This window comes from Indioceanicola profundi, assembly GCF_003568845.1.
Taxonomy (GTDB): Bacteria; Pseudomonadota; Alphaproteobacteria; order Azospirillales; family Azospirillaceae; genus Indioceanicola; species Indioceanicola profundi.
This window is the reverse complement of record NZ_CP030126.1, coordinates 942,831-965,417: the sequence shown is the minus strand read 5'-3', so window position 1 is coordinate 965,417 and position 22,587 is coordinate 942,831. Positions and strand designations below refer to the sequence as shown.

The following is a 22,587-nucleotide window of genomic DNA, read 5'->3' as shown; positions in this document are numbered from 1 at the left end:
CAATGCCTTATCGGAGACGCCCATGTCCGCACCCGCCACGCCCGCCCGCACCATCACCCTTCGCCTTCCGCATCATGATGAACTGCCGGAGGCGGTGGATGAACCATTGCGGAACAATCTTTCGGCCCTTGAGCTGACGGGCGACTACCTCTGGACCGCCTCGGATGAGACCTGCTCGGTGGAGAGGCTGGTCACGGCGGATGGCGGTGGGAGCTATGGGGAGGCATGTGTCTACAGCCTCGCCGACTTCTTCGATCTCCCGGAAGGGGCCGAGGGCGAAGTTGATATCGAAGGGCTGGCGATGGATGGCGACTATCTCTGGGTCACCGGCTCCATGGCCTATGCGCGCAAGAAACCCAAGCCGCTGGAGAATGATCCGGCGAACGCTTTGAAACGGCTGACCGAGGTCAAGCGCGATCCGAATCGTTGGCTCCTGGGCCGCATTCCTTGTCTGCGCGCGAAGGACGGGACCTACGAGCTGCACCGGGAGGCAACGAGCCCGGACGGTACAAGGCTGTCCGCCGCCTGCCTGAAGTTCTCCCACAAGCATGGCAACGTCCTCACCCGCGACCTGCGGATGGATGAGCATCTCGGCCGCTTCCTGGAGGTGCCGGCGAAGGAGAACGGGTTCGACGTGGAAGGCATCGCCGCGCACCGGACCGAGGATGGCATCCACCGCGTATTCCTGGGCCTGCGGGGACCGGTTCTGCGGGGATGGGCGGTGGTGCTGGAACTGGCCCTCAGCCTGCCCAAGGACAAACCCGGCCGGCTGAGGCCGGAATGCCTGGGCGAAGAGGATGAGCGCTATGCCAAGCACTTCCTGGACCTGGACGGACTCGGCATCCGCGACCTGAAGATGGACGGCAACGATCTGCTGATCCTGGCTGGCCCAACCATGGATCTGGACGGGCCGGTGCAGATCTGGCGCTGGCCGGGCGCGCTCAACGCCGGAGGCGAAACGGTGGTCCCCCGGGAACGGCTGGTGAAGGTCATGGACGTGCCGCACGGCCATGGCTTCGATCATGCGGAGGGATTCTGCCTTCTGCCTGATCATAGGCGTCTGCTTGTCGCCTACGACAATCCGGGCGAGGGCCGGCTGCACCAGGACGGGGCATCCGTCGACCTGGACATGTTCGACCTACCCTGAGCCCCCCTCGCCCAGCAGCAGCGCCGTCGCCATCTGTATGCTGTAGCCAGATCGATGCAGCGGAGAAGAGGCGACCATGACCAAGCGGCAGTTCCTGGGCGGAATCGGAGCGCTCACGGCCGGCATCCTGGGGACGGGCGCCGCCCGACAGGCGTCCGGCGACAGTGACGACCATTCCGGGGAGTTCCCTTTCCAGCTCACCGACGAGGAATGGCGGAAGCGCCTGACGCCCGACCAGTACCGCGTTCTGCGCGGTCACGGGACGGAGCGGGCCGGCACCAGCCCCCTGAACGCGGAAAAGCGTGATGGCGCTTTCACCTGTGCCGGCTGCGGCGAATCTCTGTTCGAGGCGGCGACCAAGTATGAGAGCGGTACCGGCTGGCCCAGCTTCTGGGCGCCGATCGAAGGCGGGGTCGGGCTTTCCGAAGACAGGACCTTGTGGATGGTTCGTACCGAGGTGCATTGCGCCAATTGCGGCGGTCATCTGGGCCATGTTTTTCCGGACGGACCGGAGCCGACGGGCCTTCGCTACTGCATGAACGGCGTAGCGATGCAGTTCGAGCCGAGGTAGCGCAACCGGAACAGGGTGGAAGTAGATTGGATGAGAGTGTGGCCGCCGTGGAACCGGCGGCTTTCACTTCGGGGTATTCGGCTCCGGTATTAGGCCGTTCGGGCAGTCTCTTGGCAAAAATTGGTTACGGACGGGAATGCGGCTCCCCTTCCTTGACCCGAAGTTTTACACACCACGATACGGATGTGCTGCCCACTGTGGCTTCAATGCCTGTCAAGCTTGAAAATCCACGATGTGACAGAGGCATGACCGGTTGACATCGAAAAAACCCAATAAAATCAATAGTCCCGATTTTTCTGCCTGTTTTTTGTGCAGACCGGTAAAACCCTTGCGGCGCTTGGGGTCCCACAACAGCCACCCCGACTTGTTCGCAGACTTATCCACAGCTTTGGTGGATGAACATCCACACACCCCCGCCAAAGGGATTAGACCCCCTCGATTCGATAGACGGCGTCTGCGCCATTGCCCCGACGGCTAGCCGATAAGGGCTCGGAACATTTTTGCTTTGCCAGCATCTCCGCCATCCTTTTAGGGCCGGGCGGCCACCCGATGCGATTTCGCCGCTTGCGGCCGCATTGACCGGGCTTCCTGGATCGGCCACATGATCCGCCCATGCAGAACGCAGCCGACACCGACAGCCCTCTCCCCGTGGACGCTCCGGCAGCCGCAAAGGCTCGCCGAGGCACGGCCGACATTGCCCGTGGGGTGGAGACCATTAAGGGCTATCTCCGCACCCTGCCGGAGACTCCGGGCGTGTACCGCATGATGAATGCGGATGGCGACGTGCTCTATGTCGGTAAGGCCCGTAACCTGAAGCGCCGGGTCACCAACTACACCCAGGTTCAGCGCCTCCCCGTCCGGCTGCAGCGCATGGTGGCCGAGACGGTCACCATGGAGTTCGTCACGACCCATACGGAGGTCGAGGCGCTGCTGCTGGAGTCGAACCTGATCAAGCGGCTGATGCCGCGCTACAATGTGCTGCTGCGGGACGACAAGGCGTTCCCGCACATCCTGATCACCGGTGACCAGGATTACCCGCAGCTCACCAAGCATCGCGGGGCGCGCGACCGGAAGGGCGACTATTTCGGCCCCTTCGCCAGCGTCGGCTCGGTAAACCGCGTGATGACCGCGCTCCAGCGCGCCTTCCAGATTCGCAATTGCGCCGACGCAGTCTTCAACAGCCGCACCCGCCCCTGCCTCCAGTACCAGATCAAGCGCTGCACCGCGCCCTGCGTGGAACGGGTCACGCGCGAGGAATATGCGGCCCAGGTCGCGGAGGCGAAGGCGTTCCTGTCGGGGAAGAGCAGCGAAATCCAGGCCCGCTTGGCCCACGCCATGCAGGAGGCATCCGACCGCATGGAGTTCGAGACCGCGGCCAAGCTGCGCGACCGTATCCGCGCCCTGACCGCCATCCAGGCCCACCAGGATATCAATGTCGAAGGCGTCGGCGATGCCGACGTGGTCGCCGCCCACCAGGATGGCGGCAGCACCTGCATCCAGGTCTTCTTCTTCCGCGGCGGTCGCAACTACGGCAACCGGGCCTACTTCCCCAGCCACGACAAGTCCCAGGACCTGTCGGAGGTGATGGCCGCCTTCATCGCCCAGTTCTACGAGAACAAGGCCGCCCCCGAGCTTGTGCTCGTCAGCCACGATCTGGCGGAGCATGAGCTGCTGGAAGAGGCGCTGGGCGTCCGGGCCGGGCACAAGGTGGAACTGCACCGCCCCCAGCGCGGCGACAAGAAACGTCTGGTCGACCATGCCCTGACGAATGCGCGGGAGGCACATGGACGGCGGCTGGCGGAGACCGGCAGTCAGGCCAAGCTGCTGGCTGGCGTAGCAGAGGTGTTCGGCCTGACGGAGCCGCCGAAGCGGATCGAGGTCTACGACAACTCCCATATCCAGGGCGCCCACGCCGTGGGCGGCATGATCGTGGCTGGGCCGGAGGGCTTCACCAAGAACGCCTACCGCAAGTTCAACATCAAGACGGAAGGTGCGGCCGGCGACGACTATGCCATGATGCGGGAGGTGCTGACCCGCCGCTTCGAGCGGGCGGTGAAGGAGGACCCGGAGCGCACCGGCGAATCCTGGCCCGACCTGATCCTGATCGACGGCGGCGAAGGCCAGTTGAACGTGGCGGTCGAGGTGTTCAACGAGCTTGGCATCGACGATGTGCCCTTTGCCGCCATCGCGAAGGGTCCCGACCGCGATGCTGGACGGGAACGTTTCTTCATGCCCGGAAGGCCGCCTTTCGGCATGGACCCGAAGGACCCGGTCCTGTACTTCCTTCAGCGGCTGCGGGACGAGGCGCACCGCTTCGCCATCGGCACGCACCGGGCCAAGCGGGAAAAAGCCATTGGGGTCAACCCCCTGGATGAGGTTCCCAATATCGGCCCGAAGCGAAAGAAGGCCCTGCTGCACCATTTCGGCTCCGCCCGTGCGGTGTCCCGCGCTGGGCTGGCCGATCTGGAAAATGTGGAGGGGATCAGCAAAGCGGTGGCAAAACTCATTTATGCGCACTTCCATCCCAATGGCACGAATGGGTAGGATGGGTGCGGCTTTGCCCAAGCCCGACCGGACATCATGCTCACCAGCCTGCCGAATATACTGACCCTTTCCCGCATCGCCGTCATTCCGGTGGTGGTGGCGCTGTTCTTCGTGGAGGGCGCCTGGCCGGCCTATACCGCCTGCGCCCTGTTCGCCGCGGCGGCCGTCACCGACTGGTTCGATGGGTATCTGGCCCGCGCGTGGCAGGAAGAGAGCGTCATCGGCAAGTTCCTGGACCCCATTGCCGACAAGCTGCTGGTAGCGGCCGTCCTGATGATGCTGGTCGCGGTTGGGAAGATTTCCGGGCTGGTGGTGCTCGCCGCCGTCGTCATCCTGCTGCGCGAGGTCCTGGTTTCCGGCCTGCGGGAATATCTCGCCGGACTTCAGGTCAGCGTGCCGGTCAGCCGTCTGGCCAAATGGAAGACCGCCATTCAGATGGCCGCGATCGGCGTGCTGATCGTCGGCCGAGACGGCCCCTCCTGGTTCCCGACGGAGATGGTGGGGGATGTCGGACTGTGGGCCGCGGCGGCACTGACCCTGCTGACCGGCTGGGACTATCTCCGTGCCGGGCTGAAGCACATGCTCGACACCGAGGCGCCGCGCAAACGTGGGCCTGTTGCCGCCAAGACCGTACGCTGAGGACCATCCGATGAAGCTTCTGTATTTCGCTTGGCTGCGCACCAAAATCGGCCTCGCCGAAGAGACGGTGGAGCCGCCGGCCGGCATCGCGGATGTGGGCGGGCTGGTTGAGTGGCTGAAGGGTCGTGGCCCCGGCTATGCCGACGCCCTTGCCAATCTGGCCGTGGTCAAGGTCGCTGTGAATCAGGAGTACGTGCCCTTCGACCATCCGGTGAAGCCGGGCGACGAGGTGGCGCTGTTCCCCCCTGTGACAGGCGGCTGACCGCCGGAGGTTCCTGCATGGCGGTACGGGTACAGGCGGAGGATTTCGATGTCGGCGCCGAGTTGGAGGCGCTGACCCGCGGCAATCACGCCATCGGTGGCCTGACCAGCTTCGTCGGACTGGTGCGCGACATGCACGCCAAGGGTCCGGAAGCGGGCCGGAGCGTCAGCGCCATGACGCTGGAGCATTATCCCGGCATGACGGAGCGCCAGCTCGAGGCCATCGAAGCGGAGGCCCGGGCGCGTTGGCCCCTGGACGCCACCCTGATCATCCATCGCCATGGACGGCTCGAGCCCGGCGACCGCATCGTTCTGGTGGCCTGCGCCAGTTCCCATCGGGAAGCCGCCTTCGAGGCATGCCATTTCCTCATCGACTGGCTGAAGACCAGGGCGCCGTTCTGGAAACGGGAGGAAACGCCGAGTGGCGAGCGCTGGGTAGAGGCGAAGGACAGCGACAACGCCGCCGCATCACGCTGGTCAAAAAAGGAGTAGCGCGCAACGGTTGCCATCCCTCTTTGCGGCTAGGACCGGTTTTCCCGAGAGACAAGCCCTGATCCCGAGGCTAGGATGCAACCATGCATACACGGCGATGGCGGCGGCGATCTTGTCCAGCGGGCATCCGATAATCCTGATCGTGGGCATTGCCTCATCTACCGGCACCGAAGGGTCGGTAACCGCGCTTCTCCGCCATGCCGGCTTCGACGATGTACGGGAGGTCACTGGCGCTGATGCCAGTGCACTGACAGATGCATGCCGGGAGCACGCGCCGACGCTGATCCTTCTGGTCGGCCCGGCAGCGGATCGTCCGGCGTCCATGGCGGATGCCGTGGCCCAGGCCCGCCTCCCCCAACCGCCTGTCCTCGTTACTATTCCCGACCATGCGGATGAACGGTCCCGGCTCGAAGCGCTGGAGGCCGGGATCGCCGACATACTGGTCCGGCCGGTCCCGCGCGCCGAGCTGGTGATCCGCATCGGCAACCTCATCCGCCAGCAGCAAGCTCTGGCCGAAGCCCGTGAACAGGCCGCGACGCTGGAACTCCTTCTGGAGGAGCGCACACAGCGTCTTCAGGAGGCTGTCGATCTGCTCCGCGCGGCGGAGCGACGCCTGACCGACCAGCTTGAGGCGTCACGGGCCGAGAGCCGGGGCAAGAGCGAGCTGATGGCCACCGCCGCGCATGAGCTGAGGACTCCTCTGCACGCCGTCATCGGATTTGCCGACCTGATCCGAACGGAGGCCTATGGCCCCCTGGGCGATCCCCGCTATGTCGAGTACAGCCACGACATCCACCACGCGGCCAGCCATATGCTGGCGCTCGTCGACGGGACGCTTGATCTGGCCAAAGCCGAATCCGGGCTGGAGATGCTGGAAATCCGCCGGGTCGATGTCGGCCGCGTTGTCCAGGACAGCGTCCGCATGCTGAACCAGATGGCTGCGAACGCAGGGGTGCGGCTGGACGTGACCATTCCAGACCAGCCTTTGATGATCCGCACCGATCCGGAGAAGGTCAGGCAGGTTGTTCTGAACCTGGCGTCGAACGCGGTCAAATTCACGCCCCATGGCGGTCGCGTCACGGTGGAGGTGGCGGCGGATGCGGCCCAGGGCGCAATCATTATGGTTGTCCGGGACACCGGCATCGGCATGGCTGCCGCCGACATTCCGACCGCCATGAAGCCCTTTCGGCAAATCCGTCAGTTGGACCGGGCCCATCCGAAAGGAACAGGGTTGGGCCTGCCCCTGACCCGCCGCTTCATCGAAATGCTGGGAGGTGAAATGAGCATCGCCAGCAAACCGGGCCGCGGCACCATTGTAACGGTCAGACTCCCGGTAGACCCGCCAGCGGGGAACAATTGCGCAACGCAGCCGGAAGCATCTGTCGCCGCAGGCCGATAGGCATCTTTCGGCCCTTCCAGATCAGCTCCCGGCACCGAATCGGCCGCCTTCCACGAAGCCCGCAAACCGCCCGGTTCTGCGTAGAATTCTACGGTGCCTAAGTTTTAAGCAAGGCCCGAAACCCCCTGAGAAACACTCGTTAGGTACCACTTCCGCAGATGTCGTCCCCAGGCTTATCCACAGATTCTGGGGATCATGATGTTGTCAAGTTTCGGGTTCGGAAGGCGCAGCATCCCAGATATGGTGGCAGACCACGCGACATCCACCACCGCCAAGCGAACATTTCCACATCCGGGTAAGTTCGGAGGCTTCTACAGCCGGAGCCTGTAGCAGCCATGATCCGGAAGTTCCTTCAGCACCTGGAGATCTTCAACGATCTCGCGGCCCTCCTCCTGTCCTCCCATGCTTTCCGATTCTCCGCAGCATGCAGGATGCCGCTGCCAGCAGCGCCTGTAGAGCCCGCCTGCTCCGCGCACGCGGAGGCCGTGACATGGTACCTTGATGGCTAGCATCCGCCGATTTTCCGGGCCTGTACGGTGCTTCCGCCGTCATCGGAGCATGTACGGCGCGGACAAGCGAAGTGACCTGCCTGAATGCTTCCAACCTTGCCCGTGCTTCCGGATTTCGCTCCAGCTCCGCTTCGACCTGGAGGATTTCCGCCTCGGTCAGCTCGCCATCCAGATAGGCAGCCAGCAACTCATCGGTCAGCTTGTCCATGTCCGCCCTGTGCCGCCTCTCGCAAGCGGTTACGGAAAGCACTTCATGCCGTTCCGGGCCGTAGGTGTCGGACCCGGTCTGCACAAGCTCATAAGGCAGCAGAACATTCAGGCAAATCTTTGCACCGAACTGCTGCCCGCATGGAATATCCCCCTGCAGATCTCACATCTGCGAGGAGTACTTACATGCTAGCCCCATGGATTTTCTGAACTGGTAATCGCGAGCAGCGGATATTCTTCCGGCCGTCGGGACAAGCGCACCGATCTTGCTCGAGCCCAGGGTACGTGCCCGGAGCGTCCACGGATTTATACCGAATGGACCGCCACAGCTCAAAAGCAAAATCTGGACCATGCGCGTTTTCTGAACCGCGGGCTTCACACTCAATCTCGCGAACTGATCATCTTGATGAAGCAACTCTCCGTCGCACGTCGTTGAGCATGGTCCCAGCCAGCCCTGCCGTCATTGGGTGGCTGCGGAACGGAGCGGCTGCGGAGCTGCAGAGGCGGCCAGAAAGCAGAATGCCCCGCAGGCGGAACCCTGCGGGGCATCTCCAACGTCGTCGGACACCTGGAACTTCCGGTCTCAAGTCCGGGAGGGGCGGACCCTATTCCGCGGCGGCGGCCTTCTCCAACCTGCCATTCACCAGGGCATCGTAGTCCAGCATCAGATTCTTGCAGACCTCGCCAGGGGTGAAAATCATGTCCTCGATCCGGCCGACCGGGGTCACCTCCGCCGCCGTGCCGGTAATGAAGATTTCCACCGCGTCTTTCAGCTCCTCCGGGAAGATCGCCCGCTCGACGACCTTGTAGCCACGGCGCTTGGCCAGATCGATCACGGTGCGACGGGTGATGCCGTCCAGGAAGCAATCCGGCTTCGGCGTGTGGATCACCCGATCCTTGTCGACCATGAAGAAGTTCGCGCCCGTCGCCTCCGCGACCTGCCCCCGGTAGTCCAGCATCAGCGCGTCCTGAAAACCGGCCTTCTCCGCTGCATGCTTGGACAAGGTGCAGATCATGTAGAGACCCGCGGCCTTCGACTCCGTGGGGGCGGTATCGGGGGCGGGGCGGCGCCACTTGGACATTTGCAGATGGATGCCCTTCATCCGGGCCTCCGGGCTGAAGTAGCTTGGCCATTCCCAGCAGGCGATCGCCAGATGGATCGTATTGTGCTGGGCGGAAACGCCCATCATCTCGCTGCCGCGCCATGCAACCGGGCGGATATAGCCGTTGGTCATGTTGGCGGCCTTGACCACGTCGCGGGTTGCCTGATCGATTTCCGCCACGCTGTAGGGGATGGTGAAGCCGAGCAGTTCGCCGGACTTGACCAGCCGCTCCGAATGCTCGGTCAGCTTGAAGATCGACCCGTTGTAAACCCTCTCCCCTTCGAATACACAGCTTGCGTAGTGCAGTCCGTGGGTCAGCACATGAACCTGGGCTTCGCGCCAAGGCACCATCTGGCCATCGAACCAGATCAGGCCGTCTCGGTCATGGAAGGGAATGATGGACATGTCGGATCGTTCCTTGTCACCTTGTATCGAGACATTTTATTGCTCGCGGGGCGATTCCACAGTTAGGATTCTTACAGAAAAAAGTCAACATGGCTGACGCAAAATCCGGTCCGAATCCCCTGTTCCTCCGTGAGGAGGAGCTCCGCCAAGGCATTGAGCTGCTGTTCTACGCCTACCGGGATTTTACCGCCGAACCCGATGCAATGCTTGCGAAAATTGGTCTGGGACGGGCGCACCACCGGACGATCTATTTCGTCGGCCGCTACCCGGGCATCAACGTGACAGAGCTGCTCGGCATTCTGCGCATAACGAAGCAGAGCCTGGCCCGCGTGCTATCGGAACTGGTGGCGGAAGGGTATGTGCAGCAGCAGCCGGGCACCCGCGACCGGCGGCAGCGGTTGCTGACGCTCACGGAGAAAGGCCAGGACCTGGAACGGCAGCTTTCCGACGCCCAGCGCGCCCGTTTCGCCCGCGCCTACCGGGCCGCTGGCGCCGAGGCGGTGGAAGGATTCCGCACCGTCATGCTGGGCATCATCGACGAGGAGGATCGAGCCAAATTCCCCTCCCCCCGCGGCCCCGGCAAGCGCTGAGGCGCAGCGGCCCCGCCCGTGCTAGGATCGGGCCGCCGGGCTTTCCAGCGTGCGACGGATTGCAATGACGACGGAAGACCTTCCCCACATTCTGGTCGTGGACGACGACACCCGTCTGCGAGACGCCCTGCGCCGGTATCTCACCCAGAATGGGATGCTGGTGACCACGGCCACGGACGCGGCGGACGCGCGCGCGAAGTTGGCTTCGCTGGCCTTCGATCTCATCGTGCTGGATGTGATGATGCCCGGTGAGGACGGGCTGAGCCTTACCCGTGCCCTTCGGCAGGACCGGGCCGCGGCGCGCGTCCCCGTCCTGCTGCTCACCGCCCGCGGCCAGCCGGACGACCGGATAGAGGGATTGGAGGCCGGCGCCGACGACTACCTGCCGAAGCCGTTCGAACCGCGGGAGCTGCTGCTCCGCATCCAGTCCATCCTGCGCCGCCTGCCCCGCCCTGCCGCTCCCGCCGCGGAAATGCGCCTTGGCCGTTGGATATTCGACCCGACGCGGGAAGAGCTGCGGTGCGGGGCGGAGGTGGTGAAGCTCACCAGCGCAGAATCCGCCCTGCTCAAGGTGCTGTCCGCGGAACCCGGGATGGTCTTCAGTCGGGAGGAGTTGGTTGAGAGGGCTGGAGTGGACGGAAACACCCGGACCATCGACGTGCAGGTCACCCGCCTGCGCCGCAAGCTGGAAGAGGATGCCCGCCAGCCGCGCCACCTCCAGACCGTGCGTGGCGAGGGCTATGTGCTCCGCCCGGACTGAGGGGGAAAACCGCCCCATGCCGTCTCCCAGGAATGGCGCCGGACCGAGCTGGAGCTGGCAACGGCCACGTCCCTTTCGCTGGCTGAAGCGGTTCCTGCCCCGCACGCTGTTCGGCCGGTCGCTGATGATCATCGCGACACCGGTGGTGCTTGCCCAGGCGATCGCGACCTTCGTGTTCTACGACCGGCACTGGGAAACCATGACCAACCGGCTGGCCTTCGGCGTTGCCGGCGATATCGCCATGATCGTCCACCAGTTGGAGCGCGACCCGTCGGACGAGGCGCGGACGGAGACACTGGCGCTGGCGGCCCGCACCATGGACCTCTACATCACCTGGATGCCCGGCGACAGCCTTCCCCAGGAGCCGCAGCGACTTTCCGGCATCCTGGAGAACACGCTGGCCAAGGCGCTGGACGAACGGGTTCGGCTTCCCTGGCGCATCGACACAGGCGTGGCCCAGGAATGGATCGAAATCCGCGTGGGCATGTCCAACGGCGTGCTCTCCATCATGTCGCCGGAGCGGCGGCTGTTCAGCTTCACCAGCTATCTCTTCATCACCTGGATGATCGGCAGCTCGCTGGTGCTGTTCACCATTGCGATCGTCTTCATGCGGAACCAGATCCGCCCCATCCGCCGCCTGGCCATCGCCGCTGACGCCTTCGGCAAAGGCCGCGACGCCCCCGGCTTCAAGCCGGAAGGGGCGGTGGAGGTGCGCCAGGCCGCGCATGCCTTCCTGACCATGCGGGAACGCATCCAACGCCAGATCCAGCAGCGTACGGACATGCTGGCCGGCGTCAGCCATGACCTGCGCACGCCGCTGACGCGGATGAAGCTGGAACTCGCCATGATGCCGGAAGGCGGGGGTGTGGAGGAGTTGAAGGCCGATGTGGCCGACATGGAGACGATGATCGAGGGCTATCTGGCCTTCGCCCGCGGGGCTGGCGCGGAACAGCCTCAGCCGTTGGACCTTGCGGCCCTGCTCGCCGAAGTGGCGGCCAATGCCCGGCGGGAGGGAGCGAAGGTCAGCCTGGAACTGGACGGGCAGGCCCCTGTCCTCCCCCTGCGGCCCAACATCTTCAAACGCTGCCTGACCAACCTCGTGGGGAACGCCAGGCGCTATGGCGGACATGTCTGGATCGGCCTGCGCCAGAACGCCAGGACGGTGGAAATCCTGATCGATGATGACGGCCCCGGAATTCCCGCCGCGCGCCGGGACGAGGTGTTCCGCCCCTTCTACCGGCTGGACAACTCGCGCAATCCGGAGACCGGCGGCGTCGGCCTGGGGCTGACCATCGCCCGTGATGCCGCCCGCGGGCATGGCGGCGACATCATACTGGATGACAGTCCCCATGGCGGGCTGCGCGCCATCGTACGGCTGCCGCTGTAACGCAGAAGGGCCGCCCCGAGCAGGGGAGGCCCTTCCAGAGTTCTCAGCCTGCCGGACAGCGCTCAGCGCTTCGGCATGGACTTGGAGATGGTGGTCTTCATCTCCTCGATGCTCGCAGACACGCGGGAGGAGAGCACCTCGGCGGCCTCGTTATTGGCCTTGGCGACCATCTCGGCCAGTTCCTTCATGTTGGCAATGGCCTTCTCGAACTGAGCCTTGATCAACTCGGCCTGCTTGTTGACCTTGTCCTCCGGGGTTCCGGCGGCCATCATGTCCGACATGGTGCTGGAAGCTTCCTCCATGGTCTGGCGCATGATTTCGGCTTGACGGCGCATCACCGCCTGCAGCCCCTCGACCGCAAGTTGGTTGGCCGTGGTCAGCGCCTCGATGTTCTTGCGCTGGGTGGCCAGAATGCCTTCCATGTCCACGCCGGGGACCTTGAAGTCCGCCATCATCCGGGACATGTCCATGAACTTCGTCGGGTCCATGAACTTGGTGACATCGAAATCCATGAACGGGTTCCTGTAGTCCTTGGCCATAGCGATCTTCCCTATTTTGGTCTGGTGAGTTGGGCCGCGGCACCACCGCTGCGGGCATGCTGCACCGCAGCATTCCTGTCGCATAATGGTGTTTGCCGCTTTTCTAGTCAATCTCCTTGCTGCACTGCACAAAGCACAAGGGGAATCAAGCATGTACCTCGTCTGCCCGCGCGGAGGGCCGGCGTCGCCGTCCGGGCAGGCTATTCCAGGCCTCTTCCGCCCGACGAAGACGGGCATCCAACGCCGCCATCGTCCGGGCCAGATCCTCGCTGTCGTCCTGGAACCAGGTCCGCAGCAAGGATAACCAGATCCCGGCAAGCACCCGGGACTTCACAGCACCTTCCAACCCGTCCGACGTCAGCCCCGCGGCCTCCAGCATCCAGCCCATGGATCGGCGGAGCTGGCGAACGGTGCAGATGGCGGCGAACGGATCGCGCGGAGTTACGTCCGCTACCGCCATCAGGCCGAGCTTATAGGGCGCCAACGCATCGAACCGGCGCATCAGTACATCAAACAGCCGGTCGCGCGGCCGTTCCTCCATGTCCGGTGCTCCGCCCGCAAGAACCTGGGCATCGGCATGGCGGGACAGGGCTTCCAGGATGCCTTGCTTGCCGCCGACGCTGCGGAATACATCTGCCAGGGAGACGTTTGCCCGCTTCGCGATTTCCGCCAGCGTCGTCTCCCGCCATCCCTTCTCCGCCGCCAGGGCCATGGCGGCCCCGATGATCTGCGGCTGCACCTCCGCCTTCCTCGCCATCAGTCACCTGTCTCTCACCGGATATCTTCAAGATTTGGGCGGTTTCGTGCGTTCCGCCAGTGCAAAGAAGGCGGTGACTCGATTTCCGGCCGCCTTTGGGCATACTGGAAGCAGGTCATCCGGAACGGGGACCGCGGCAATGGAGGTGAAGCGATGACCGGCGACCGCAGAGTGACCTTCTTCCATTCTCCGAATACCCGATCCACGGGCGCCCTGGCCCTGCTTGAGGAAATTGGCGCTCCCTATGAGATGACGGTGCTGAACATGAAGGCGGGGGAGACGCGCGGCCCCGACTATCTTTCCGTCAATCCCATGGGCAAGGTTCCAGCCGTACGGCACGGCGATGCCATGATAACGGAGCAGGCCGCGGTCTATCTCTATCTGGCCGATCTGTTTCCGGAGGCGGGGCTTGCGCCCTCCATCGGCGATCCCCTGCGCGGCCCCTATCTGCGCTGGATGGTCTTCTACGGCTCCAGCTTCGAGCCGGCGATTGTGGACCGCGCAATGAAGCGGGAACCGGCGCCGCCCTCCATGTGCCCCTATGGCGACTATGACACGATGCTGGACACCTTGACCGGCCAGCTTGCCAAGGGGCCTTACCTTCTGGGCGAAAGGTTCACAGCCGCCGACATGCTCTGGGGCATGGCGCTGAAGTGGACGACCGCCTTCAAACTGGTGCCGGAGACGCCGGTGGTGATGGACTATGTGGCCAGGATCGCCGCCCGCCCGTCCGTGACCCGCGCCATGGCAAAGGATGCCGAACTCGCGGCCGGGCTGACTGCCTAGGCTTCCGGATTAACGGCGGCGGGTGGGGAAGAGGCTCCCGCTGGCTAAACCACCTCTCCCGTCACGCCGCCGGTCAGGCGCAGCAGCGCCTCCGGCGTGATGGCGAAGATCGAGTTGGGCGTTCCCGCAGCGGCGTAGACCGTCTCGAACTTCAACAGATCCTGGTCGAAGAGGGTGATCGGCGGAACGGTGTGGCCGACCGGCGCCACGCCCCCGATCGGAAAGCCGGTGCTGGTCCGCACGAACTCCGGGTCCGCCTTGACCAGCCGCTCCCCGCCGATCCGGTCGGCTAGGCGACGGCCAACCACCGCCTCGTTCACGCGGTTCATGCCGCTGGCGACCACGAGCACGGGGCGGGAGGATTCACGGGTCCGGAAGATGATGGATTTGGCGATCTGCCCGACATCGCAGCCGATCACCGCCGCCGCCTCAGCAGCCGTACGGGTCATCACGGTGTACTCGACCACATGCACCGGATGTCCAAGATCGTTCAGCAGGTTCTGGATACGCTGGGCGCTGGGGCTGAGCACGCGCGCCATGGATCAGCCCGCCAGTTCACGCGACCGGCGCTGCCCCGCAGCCACCGCCCGCACCATCAACGGCTCCAGCCCCTCGGGGGCCATCAACACCTCCAGCGCCGCCTGGGTGGTGCCATTGGGACTTGTCACATTGCGGCGGAGCTGCTCCGCCGATTCGGGCGACCGGTGCAGCAACTCCCCCGCACCGGCGACCGTCGCGCGGGCGAGATGCATGGCGAGGTCCCCCGGCAGGCCGGCTGCGACACCGGCCTTCGCCATCGCCTCCACCAGCAGAAACACATAGGCGGGGCCACTGCCGGACAACGCCGTCACCGCGTCGATCTGCGCCTCGTCCTCCGTCCATGCCACTTCTCCCGCAGCCTGGAGCAGCGCGTGGCAGAGGTCCCGCTGGGCCGGCGTCACGTTGGAATTGGGCACCGCCACGCTGATGCCCCGGCCAATGGCGGCCGGGGTATTGGGCATGGCCCGCACGATGGCCGCATCCGCGCCGAGATGCCGCTCGAAATAGGAGATCGGCTTGCCGGCGGCGATGGAGAGATACACGGCCCCGGCCGCATAGCCGGCACAGCCCGGCAGCGCCTGATCCATCATCTGCGGCTTGACAGCCAGGACAACCGCATCCGGCCTAAGATCGGCCGGAAGTTCGGCCATGGTCCCGACCAGCTCGGTTCCCTCCGGCAGGCTGCCTGCCTGCACATTGGGATCGACAACAACGAATCGGGTGGCGGCCTGGGCCGCTCTCCAGCCGGAGAGCATGGCCCCGCCCATCTTTCCGCACCCGACGAGCAACACTGTAGTGCCCATCACGCATCCTGAAGGCTTCGTCACAGGGACCCAGCCCGTCGGATGCGGGGAAGATGGCGGCCGCCCCAGGCCTCAGGCCTCGCCGACCGTATCCAGGATTGCGGCGGTCACCGCCTCCTGCGCCGTCTTCCCGCCCCAGATGACGAACTGGAAGGCAGGATAGTAACGCTCGCACTCGGCCATGGCGATGTCCACCAGATCCTCAACCTGTTCCACGCTGGCGCCACGGCTGCCGCGAAGAAGAACGGTGTGCCGGAACATCGGCGTCAGCTCGTCGGAGCAGACATCGAAATGGCCCAGCCACATCTTGTTGTTGATCTCCGCCAGCAGCTCATTGATCTGCGACCGGCGGGGTCCGGGCACCTTCATGTCGAACTGGCAGGAGAACTGCATGGCGCTGATCTCGGTCTGCCAGACGAAGAACAGGCGGTAGTCGCACCAGCGTCCGCCGATCTCCACGATCATCTCGTCCTCATTGGACCGGTCGAAGGCCCATTCGTTGGCGATGACGATCTCTTCGACGATGTCGAGCGGATTGTGGGTGGCAGTCGTGGTCTCGACGGACAGGACCGTCATGGAAGCGCCCTCCTCTCGCACACGGGTGGGAAGGGTTGACCATCCCCCGAGTCCCGGCGCGACTACGATATCTAGTGGGCCAGGACAGCGGAGCTACAAGGGAACGGTGCCAGAAGCCCGTTCCCTTGCGCAACCGGATTCCCGGCCCTGGGTGTGACTCTTTCTTGAAAACGGCCTGTGCAGAGGGCTTGGGCCGCATGTGCGTGATGGCTCCGACGGATCAGCCCTGGTCGGACTGGGTGCCGGCCGGGCTTTCCGCGGACGACTCCGGCGAACGGGCCGGGCGGCGCGGCGGCACGTCGGGGTGCAGCAGTTCCATCTGGGCGGTCAGGGTGGCGACCAGCGCCTCCAGCCGGGTCAGGCGGTCCTCCGTGCCGGTGCTGCCGGCGGCACCGGCTGCGGGTGCGCCGGACTTGGCGGCAGCCAACTCCTCCTCCAGCTCCTCCTGCCGGGCGCGGGCCTGGGCGGCCATTGCCTTCACCGCCTCGAACTCCTCGCGGGAGACGACATCCATCTGCGACAGGATTCGCTCGAACTGCTGGCGGAACTGGTTTTCCACCTCGTTGCGGATGCCCGACAGCGCCCCCACGGCGCTGCCCGCGACGCGCGCAAGATCATCCAGCAGCTTGTTGTCGACCTGCATAGTCCCCATCCCGATAAAAAGAGGCCGGCATTATGGAGAGGTCGTCGGGCGCTGTCCACGCCCCGTACCCCGTTCGCCTTGACGCACCATGCATGGTCACGGCTCTCACCGGCGGCATGGGGCGGCGGACCGGTGCCGGCGACAGACCGGTCCCTGGCTTGCGGGGCGCTCTCCACTCCCCCTATAACAGCGGCGGCCGCCGGACATGCCGGTAGCCGAGATGGAAAGGCAAGCACGCCATGCGGGCAGTCACGCCATGCTGATCGTCACCGGCGGCGCCGGCTTCATCGGCTCCAACCTCGTCGCCGCGCTGGAGGCACGGGGACTCGGGCCCATCGTGGTCTGCGACCGGATGGGCAGCGGCGACAAGTGGAAGAACATCGCCAAGCGCCGGCTGTGGGACCTGATCCCGCCGGAGGCGCTGGCATCCTTCCTCGACAGCCATGCCGGGGAGGTCGATACCATTTTCCATCTCGGCGCCATCTCCGCCACGACGGAGCGGGACGCCGATCTGATCGTCGCCAACAATTTCCGTCTCTCGCTCGACCTCTGGGACTGGTGCACGCGGACGGATGCCCGTCTGATCTACGCCTCGTCCGCAGCCACCTACGGGGACGGAGTGGCGGGCTTCGACGATAATCCCTCGGCCGAAGCGCTCGCTGCCCTGCGTCCGCTCAACCCCTATGGCTGGTCCAAGCACCTGTTCGACCGGCGCATCCTGGCCGCGGTGGATGCCGGCGACCGGCGGCCGCGCCAGTGGGCCGGGCTGAAGTTCTTCAACGTCTACGGCCCGAACGAGTACCATAAGGGCGACATGATGAGCGTGCCAGCCAAGCTCTGGCCCCACGTCAAAGCCGGCGAGCCGGCTCGCCTCTTCGCCTCCGACCGACCGGACTATGAGGATGGCGGCCAGATGCGGGATTTCGTCTGGGTCGGCGACTGCGTCGACGTGATGGTGTGGCTGCACGCGAACCCGGGCGTGAACGGTCTGTTCAATCTGGGCACCGGACAGGCGCGGAGTTGGCACGACCTCGCCACGGCGCTTTATACCTCCGGCGGCCGGCCGCCCCTGATCGAATACATTCCCATGCCCGATCATCTGAAGGGCAAATACCAGTATTTCACCGAGGCGCGGATGGACCGCCTGCGCGCAGCCGGATACGACCGCCCCTTCACCACCTTGGAAGAGGGGATCGGCCGCTATGTGCGCGACCACCTTGCCCTCCCCGACCCGTATGTCTGACCGGACCGCCCCCTGATGGCCCTCGCCTTTCCGAATATCGATCCGGTCGCGCTGGAAATCGGCCCGCTGGTGATCCGCTGGTACGCCCTGGCCTATCTGGCCGGCTTCATCGGCGGGTGGTGGTACTGCACCAGGCTGGCGCAGCGTAAGCTGGCCTTGATGCCTGCCGCCCACCCCACCCCGGATGAGCTGGCGGATTTCCTGAGCTGGGCGATTTTGGCCGTGATCCTGGGCGGCCGGATCGGCTTCATCCTCTTCTACAATCTTGATTACTATCTGGCGAATCCCACGCAGATGCTGGTCATCTGGGAGGGGGGGATGAGCTTCCATGGCGGCATGCTGGGGGTCGTCATCTCCATCCTGCTGTTCGCCCGCGCCCGCCGATTCAGCCCCTTCGCGCTTGGCGATCTCGTCGCAGCGGCTGCGCCCATCGGGTTGTTCCTGGGCCGTATCGCCAACTTTGTGAATGGGGAGCTGTGGGGCCGGCCGGCGCCGGATTTCCCCTGGGCCATGGTGTTTCCGTCCGACCCCGCCCAGCTTCCCCGCCATCCCAGCCAACTCTACGAGGCGGCGCTGGAAGGGCTGGTGCTGTTCGTGGTGCTGGCGATCCTGGCGCGGCGGCCGGCGGTTCTGATGCGGACCGGCACGCTGTCGGGCGCGTTCCTGGTCGGCTACGGAATCGCCCGGATCACGGCGGAGTTCTTCCGCCAGCCGGATGTGCAGTTGGGCTATCTGGCCTTCGGCGTGACCATGGGCCAGCTATTGTCCATCCCCATGATCCTGTTGGGGCTGTGGATGCTGTCCGCAGCGCCGTTCGGCAAGGCAGTGGATGCGGATCGGTAGGGAAGCGATGGGAACGGAACTGGCCGACTTTCTGCGCCGCCAAATCCGTCAGACCGGTCCGATGACTGTGGCGGAGTGGATGGCCTTGTGCCTGGGCCATCCCCGGCACGGCTACTACATGACGCGCGACCCTTTGGGTGCGGCCGGTGATTTCACCACCGCCCCGGAGATCAGCCAGATGTTCGGGGAGCTGCTGGGCCTGTGGGCCGCCCAGTGCTGGCTCCAGTCCGGGCAGCCCGACCCGGTGCATCTGGTGGAGCTTGGACCCGGCCGCGGCACGCTGATGGCGGACGCCCTGCGCGCCACCCGCCGGGTGCCCGGCTTCCATCAGGCCTTGCGCGTGCATCTGGTGGAGACCAGCCACACCCTGCGGGAGCGCCAGCGCCAGACTCTGGCCGGCGTGGAGGTGACATGGCACGACCGGCTGGCGGAGGTGCCCGCCGGCCCGCTGCTGCTTCTGGCCAATGAGTTCATCGACGCCCTGCCTATCCGCCAGTTCGAGCGCACGACGCGCGGCTGGGCGGAGCGGAAGGTGGGGCTGGACGAGGAGGACTCATTCACCTTCCTGCTCGATCCGCGTCCTGGCGACACGCTGGTCCCCCCTGCCCTGCGCAATGCGGATATCGGCGCTGTGGTGGAAATCTGCCCCGCCGGGCAGGCCGTGGCGCGGGAGGCGGGAGAACGGCTGGCTGCCCACGGGGGAGCCGCACTGTTCATCGATTACGGCTACGCCGGGCCATCCGCGGGCGACACGCTGCAGGCGATGCGCGGCCACGCCTACGCCCCCCTGCTGGAAGCGCCGGGAGAGGCTGACCTGACGGCGCATGTGGATTTCACCGCCCTGGCGGAGGCGGCGCGCGCCGGCGGTGCGAAGAGCTGGGGGCCGGTCGAACAGGGCAGCCTGCTTCAGAGCCTCGGCATCGCCCACCGCGCCGCTTCCCTCAAGCGCGTAGCCGCGCCGGACCAAGCGGATGGCATCGACGCGGCCCTGGACCGTTTGACCGGCGATGCCGGCATGGGTCGGCTGTTCAAAGCCCTGGCTGTCACCGGTCCTGACACCTCCGCCCCTGCCGGCTTCGAATGATTTTCCTTCCAAGGATGACACCTTGATCACGCTCGGCGTCCTGAACGACATTCCCGGCATCCGCCACGGCTTCTTCACTCGCCAGGGCGGCGTCTCCACCGGAATCTATGCCTCGCTGAACTGCGGGTTCGGCTCCAACGACGCAGCTGACGCGGTGGCGGAGAATCGCCGCCGGGTGGCGGAGAAGCTGGGCCGGCCGGCACAGGGCCTCGTCACCGTCCACCAGATTCATAGTCCGGACGTCGCCGTGGCGGAAACTCCCTGGGTTCCCGCCGATGCGCCCAAGGCCGACGCCATGGTGACCAGGGCTCCGGACGTCACCCTGGGCATCCTGACGGCCGACTGCGCGCCGGTACTGTTCTGCGACCCGACGGCGAAGGTCATCGGCGCGGCCCATGCCGGCTGGAAGGGCGCGTTCGGCGGGGTGCTGGAGGCGACCATCGCGGCCATGAAGAAGCTGGGAGCCGAGCCGTCCCGCATCGTGGCCGCTATCGGCCCGCACATCAGCCGGAATTCCTATGAGGTCGGGCCGGAGTTCCGCGAACGGCTCGTGGCCGATGCGGAAGCGAACGCAAGCTGGTTCGTGCCGTCCCAACGGGCCGAACACTGGATGTTCGATCTCGGCGGCTATGTGGCGTCCCGACTTGCAGCCGCCGGCATCGGCCATGTGGAACGAGCGCCCCATGACACGCTGGCCGAAGAGGATCTCTTCTTCAGCTATCGTCGATCCACCCTGCGGGGAGAGCCGGACTATGGGCGCTTCCTGTCGGCCATAACCCTGGCGCCATGACGACGAGGGAACCGGCCGATGCACTACATCATTCTGTTTTTCCTGTTTTTCATGATTCTGGCCCTGCTTGCCATGTGCGCGGTGTGACACAGACACGCATCTCCTGTTATGCCTCCGGGTGGCCGGTAAGATTTACAGGCCATTGGCGCATTGGTATGGTGCGCCCGCCTTTGTGAAGGTTCCGCGACGTGCGGTCCGAACAGGGGTGCCCCGACGGGATGCTTGGCGGCATCTGCGCGGGTTCCTTTCCCACCATCAGTGACGGGCCGCGACCCATGAAGCTCATTGCCGGGAACAGCAACCGGGCATTGGCCGAAGCCATTTCCGTGGTTCTGGAGACTCCCCTGACGAAGGCGAGCATCCGCCGCTTCTCCGACATGGAGGTCTTTGTCGAAATCCTGGAAAATGTGCGCGGCGAGGACGTGTTCGTCGTCCAGTCGACGAGCTATCCGGCCAACGACAATCTGATGGAACTGCTGGTGATGATCGATGCGCTGCGCCGCGGCTCCGCCCGCCGCGTCACCGCCGTCATCCCCTACTACGGCTACGCCCGCCAGGACCGCAAGACCGGCCCCCGCACGCCGATCTCCGCCAAGCTGGTGGCCAACCTGATCACGGAAGCCGGCGCAAATCGCGTCCTGACCATGGACCTGCATGCCGGCCAGATTCAGGGCTTCTTCGATATCCCGACCGACAATCTGGTCGCAGCCCCGGTCTTCACCCGCGACATCAAGGAGCGGATGAACACCGGCAATCTTGTCATCGTGTCGCCGGACGTCGGCGGCGTGGTGCGCGCCCGTGCCATCGCGAAGCGTCTGGACGCAGACCTCGCCATCATCGACAAGCGGCGTGAGCGCGCCGGCGTGTCGGAGGTGATGAACGTCATCGGCGACGTCGCGGGCCGCGACTGCATCCTGATCGACGACATCGTGGACAGCGCCGGCACGCTCTGCAACGCCGCCGTCGCGCTGAAGGAGCGTGGGGCCACTTCCGTGCGCGCCTATGTGACCCACGGCGTTCTGTCCGGCGGCGCCGTTGCCCGCGTGGCCGACAGCCCGCTGGACGAGCTGGTGACCACCGACAGCATCCTGGCGACCGAGGCGGTGCGGGTGTCCCGCAATATCCGCCAGCTCAGCATCGCTCCGCTGATCGCCGAGGCGATCGAGCGCATCACCCATGAAAAGTCGGTGTCCAGCCTGTTCGACTGAGCACGGCCGCACTTGACTTGAGCCAATCGCGGGCATAAACCCGCGCCACTATCGGGCGTACAGCACCCCTGGAGGCTGGCGTACCGAACCGGACCCTGGGGCAATCCTGCCGACCGGGGTCCGTCTGCTTTGAGGAGTAGGACTATGACCCAGATCATCGCGCTCGCCGCCGAGCCGCGCGACCGGGCCGGAAAGGGGACCGCCCGGACCACGCGTCGTGCAGGCCGCATTCCCGCTGTCATCTACGGCAACAAAGAGAAGCCGTTGATGATCTCCCTGGACTACAATGGGTTCTGGAAGCTCATCAACAAGCCGGGCTTCTTCACGCATCTCTATGACATCACGGTGGACGGCACCGCGCACCGCGTGCTGGCCCGCGACCTGCAGCTCGACCCGGTCACGGATCGCCCGATCCATGCCGACTTCCTGCGCGTCAGCGACACCACCGAGATCACCGTGAAGGTGCCGGTCGAATTCGCCAATGGTGACAAGTCCCCGGGCCTGAAGCGCGGCGGCGTGCTGAACATCGTCCGCCATGAAATCGAGGTCATCTGCCGCGCCAACTCCATCCCGGAGAAGTTCGTGGTGGATCTGGAGACCGCGAATCTGAACGAGAGCATTCACATCTCCGCGGTCGCACTGCCGGAGAATGTGCGCCTGACGATCACGGACCGCGACTTTACCGTTGCGACGATTGCCGTTCCGTCGGGTCTGCGGTCCGAAGGCGCTGACGAAGCCGCCACCGCCGAGGGCTGAGCGGC

The 22,587-nt window shown here is 65.2% G+C and carries 24 protein-coding genes; 17 read left to right on the top strand and 7 right to left on the bottom strand.

Going from position 1 to position 22,587, the window contains the following annotated elements; genetic code table 11:
- Positions 1–22 precede the first annotated feature (22 nt).
- From DOL89_RS04540 to DOL89_RS04510, 7 genes are all read left to right on the top strand, one after another.
- Entirely contained in the window at positions 23–1,147 is a 1,125-nt protein-coding gene (locus tag DOL89_RS04540; protein ID WP_162937328.1) for a DUF3616 domain-containing protein, read from the top strand.
- 76 nt (positions 1,148–1,223) lie between these two features.
- The gene (gene msrB, locus DOL89_RS04535) at positions 1,224–1,718 is read left to right on the top strand and encodes a peptide-methionine (R)-S-oxide reductase MsrB (RefSeq protein WP_119678066.1); all 495 of its coding nucleotides are present in this window, start codon (positions 1,224–1,226) and stop codon (positions 1,716–1,718) included.
- A gap of 612 nt (positions 1,719–2,330) precedes the next feature.
- On the top strand, positions 2,331–4,262 hold the full coding sequence (uvrC, locus tag DOL89_RS04530; RefSeq protein WP_119678065.1) for an excinuclease ABC subunit UvrC: 1,932 nt from the start codon (positions 2,331–2,333) through the stop codon (positions 4,260–4,262).
- 36 nt (positions 4,263–4,298) lie between these two features.
- The gene (gene pgsA, locus DOL89_RS04525; protein ID WP_119678064.1) at positions 4,299–4,901 is read left to right on the top strand and encodes a CDP-diacylglycerol--glycerol-3-phosphate 3-phosphatidyltransferase; all 603 of its coding nucleotides are present in this window, start codon (positions 4,299–4,301) and stop codon (positions 4,899–4,901) included.
- 10 nt (positions 4,902–4,911) lie between these two features.
- Positions 4,912–5,163 carry a molybdopterin converting factor subunit 1 gene (moaD, locus tag DOL89_RS04520; protein ID WP_119678063.1) on the top strand — a complete coding sequence of 84 codons (252 nt, stop codon included), beginning with the start codon at positions 4,912–4,914 and terminating at the stop codon, positions 5,161–5,163.
- Positions 5,164–5,180: 17 nt separating this feature from the next.
- Positions 5,181–5,654 (top strand): molybdenum cofactor biosynthesis protein MoaE, encoded by a 474-nt coding sequence (locus tag DOL89_RS04515; protein WP_119678062.1) that lies wholly within the window; start codon positions 5,181–5,183, stop codon positions 5,652–5,654.
- Between the two features lie 97 nt (positions 5,655–5,751).
- Positions 5,752–7,053 carry a sensor histidine kinase gene (locus DOL89_RS04510; RefSeq protein WP_119678061.1) on the top strand — a complete coding sequence of 434 codons (1,302 nt, stop codon included), beginning with the start codon at positions 5,752–5,754 and terminating at the stop codon, positions 7,051–7,053.
- A 1,321-nt stretch (positions 7,054–8,374) separates the two neighbouring features.
- Here the strand turns inward: DOL89_RS04510 and DOL89_RS04500 are convergent.
- Positions 8,375–9,277: a branched-chain amino acid aminotransferase gene (locus DOL89_RS04500; RefSeq protein WP_119678059.1), complete on the bottom strand. Its 903-nt coding sequence runs from the start codon at positions 9,275–9,277 to the stop codon at positions 8,375–8,377.
- A gap of 89 nt (positions 9,278–9,366) precedes the next feature.
- Here DOL89_RS04500 and DOL89_RS04495 point away from each other — a divergent pair, with 89 nt between their 5' ends.
- The 3 genes from DOL89_RS04495 to DOL89_RS04485 all read left to right on the top strand — a co-directional run bounded on the left by DOL89_RS04495 (position 9,367) and on the right by DOL89_RS04485 (position 12,014).
- Positions 9,367–9,867, top strand: a complete 501-nt coding sequence (locus tag DOL89_RS04495; protein WP_119678058.1) for a MarR family winged helix-turn-helix transcriptional regulator — start codon at positions 9,367–9,369, stop codon at positions 9,865–9,867.
- Between the two features lie 64 nt (positions 9,868–9,931).
- The gene (locus DOL89_RS04490; protein ID WP_119678057.1) at positions 9,932–10,627 is read left to right on the top strand and encodes a response regulator; all 696 of its coding nucleotides are present in this window, start codon (positions 9,932–9,934) and stop codon (positions 10,625–10,627) included.
- Between the two features lie 16 nt (positions 10,628–10,643).
- Complete coding sequence (locus DOL89_RS04485; protein ID WP_119678056.1) at positions 10,644–12,014, top strand: ATP-binding protein; 1,371 nt, start codon at positions 10,644–10,646, stop codon at positions 12,012–12,014.
- Between the two features lie 62 nt (positions 12,015–12,076).
- On the opposite strand, the gene DOL89_RS04480 is transcribed toward DOL89_RS04485, so the two are convergent.
- Positions 12,077–12,553 (bottom strand): phasin family protein, encoded by a 477-nt coding sequence (locus DOL89_RS04480; protein ID WP_119678055.1) that lies wholly within the window; start codon positions 12,551–12,553, stop codon positions 12,077–12,079.
- A gap of 145 nt (positions 12,554–12,698) precedes the next feature.
- The gene (locus DOL89_RS04475; RefSeq protein WP_119678054.1) at positions 12,699–13,310 is read right to left on the bottom strand and encodes a TetR/AcrR family transcriptional regulator; all 612 of its coding nucleotides are present in this window, start codon (positions 13,308–13,310) and stop codon (positions 12,699–12,701) included.
- 153 nt (positions 13,311–13,463) lie between these two features.
- On the opposite strand from DOL89_RS04475, the gene DOL89_RS04470 reads away from it, so the two are divergent.
- Complete coding sequence (locus tag DOL89_RS04470; RefSeq protein WP_119678053.1) at positions 13,464–14,096, top strand: glutathione S-transferase family protein; 633 nt, start codon at positions 13,464–13,466, stop codon at positions 14,094–14,096.
- Positions 14,097–14,140: 44 nt separating this feature from the next.
- On the opposite strand, the gene DOL89_RS04465 is transcribed toward DOL89_RS04470, so the two are convergent.
- From DOL89_RS04465 to DOL89_RS04450, 4 genes are all read right to left on the bottom strand, one after another.
- On the bottom strand, positions 14,141–14,635 hold the full coding sequence (locus DOL89_RS04465; protein WP_119678052.1) for a YbaK/EbsC family protein: 495 nt from the start codon (positions 14,633–14,635) through the stop codon (positions 14,141–14,143).
- A gap of 3 nt (positions 14,636–14,638) precedes the next feature.
- Positions 14,639–15,439 carry a pyrroline-5-carboxylate reductase gene (proC, locus tag DOL89_RS04460; RefSeq protein WP_119678051.1) on the bottom strand — a complete coding sequence of 267 codons (801 nt, stop codon included), beginning with the start codon at positions 15,437–15,439 and terminating at the stop codon, positions 14,639–14,641.
- A gap of 72 nt (positions 15,440–15,511) precedes the next feature.
- Positions 15,512–16,015, bottom strand: a complete 504-nt coding sequence (locus DOL89_RS04455; RefSeq protein ID WP_119678050.1) for a type III secretion system chaperone family protein — start codon at positions 16,013–16,015, stop codon at positions 15,512–15,514.
- 220 nt (positions 16,016–16,235) lie between these two features.
- Entirely contained in the window at positions 16,236–16,658 is a 423-nt protein-coding gene (locus tag DOL89_RS04450) for an accessory factor UbiK family protein (RefSeq protein WP_119678049.1), read from the bottom strand.
- A 256-nt stretch (positions 16,659–16,914) separates the two neighbouring features.
- Between DOL89_RS04450 and rfaD the strand changes: the two genes are divergently transcribed.
- The 6 genes from rfaD (at position 16,915) to DOL89_RS04420 (ending at position 22,582) form a co-directional block, all read left to right on the top strand.
- Positions 16,915–17,901 (top strand): ADP-glyceromanno-heptose 6-epimerase, encoded by a 987-nt coding sequence (rfaD, locus tag DOL89_RS04445; RefSeq protein WP_119678048.1) that lies wholly within the window; start codon positions 16,915–16,917, stop codon positions 17,899–17,901.
- Positions 17,902–17,916: 15 nt separating this feature from the next.
- On the top strand, positions 17,917–18,744 hold the full coding sequence (gene lgt / locus DOL89_RS04440; RefSeq protein WP_162937326.1) for a prolipoprotein diacylglyceryl transferase: 828 nt from the start codon (positions 17,917–17,919) through the stop codon (positions 18,742–18,744).
- Positions 18,731–19,828 (top strand): class I SAM-dependent methyltransferase, encoded by a 1,098-nt coding sequence (locus tag DOL89_RS04435; RefSeq protein WP_119678046.1) that lies wholly within the window; start codon positions 18,731–18,733, stop codon positions 19,826–19,828. The genes lgt and DOL89_RS04435 overlap by 14 nt, the downstream gene beginning before the upstream one ends.
- Before the next feature lie 22 nt (positions 19,829–19,850).
- Positions 19,851–20,618, top strand: coding sequence for a peptidoglycan editing factor PgeF (gene pgeF / locus DOL89_RS04430; RefSeq protein WP_205574641.1), 768 nt, complete (start codon positions 19,851–19,853; stop codon positions 20,616–20,618).
- Positions 20,619–20,893: 275 nt separating this feature from the next.
- Entirely contained in the window at positions 20,894–21,826 is a 933-nt protein-coding gene (locus DOL89_RS04425) for a ribose-phosphate pyrophosphokinase (protein WP_119680245.1), read from the top strand.
- 144 nt (positions 21,827–21,970) lie between these two features.
- Entirely contained in the window at positions 21,971–22,582 is a 612-nt protein-coding gene (locus tag DOL89_RS04420) for a 50S ribosomal protein L25/general stress protein Ctc (protein ID WP_119678044.1), read from the top strand.
- Positions 22,583–22,587: the final 5 nt, after the last annotated feature.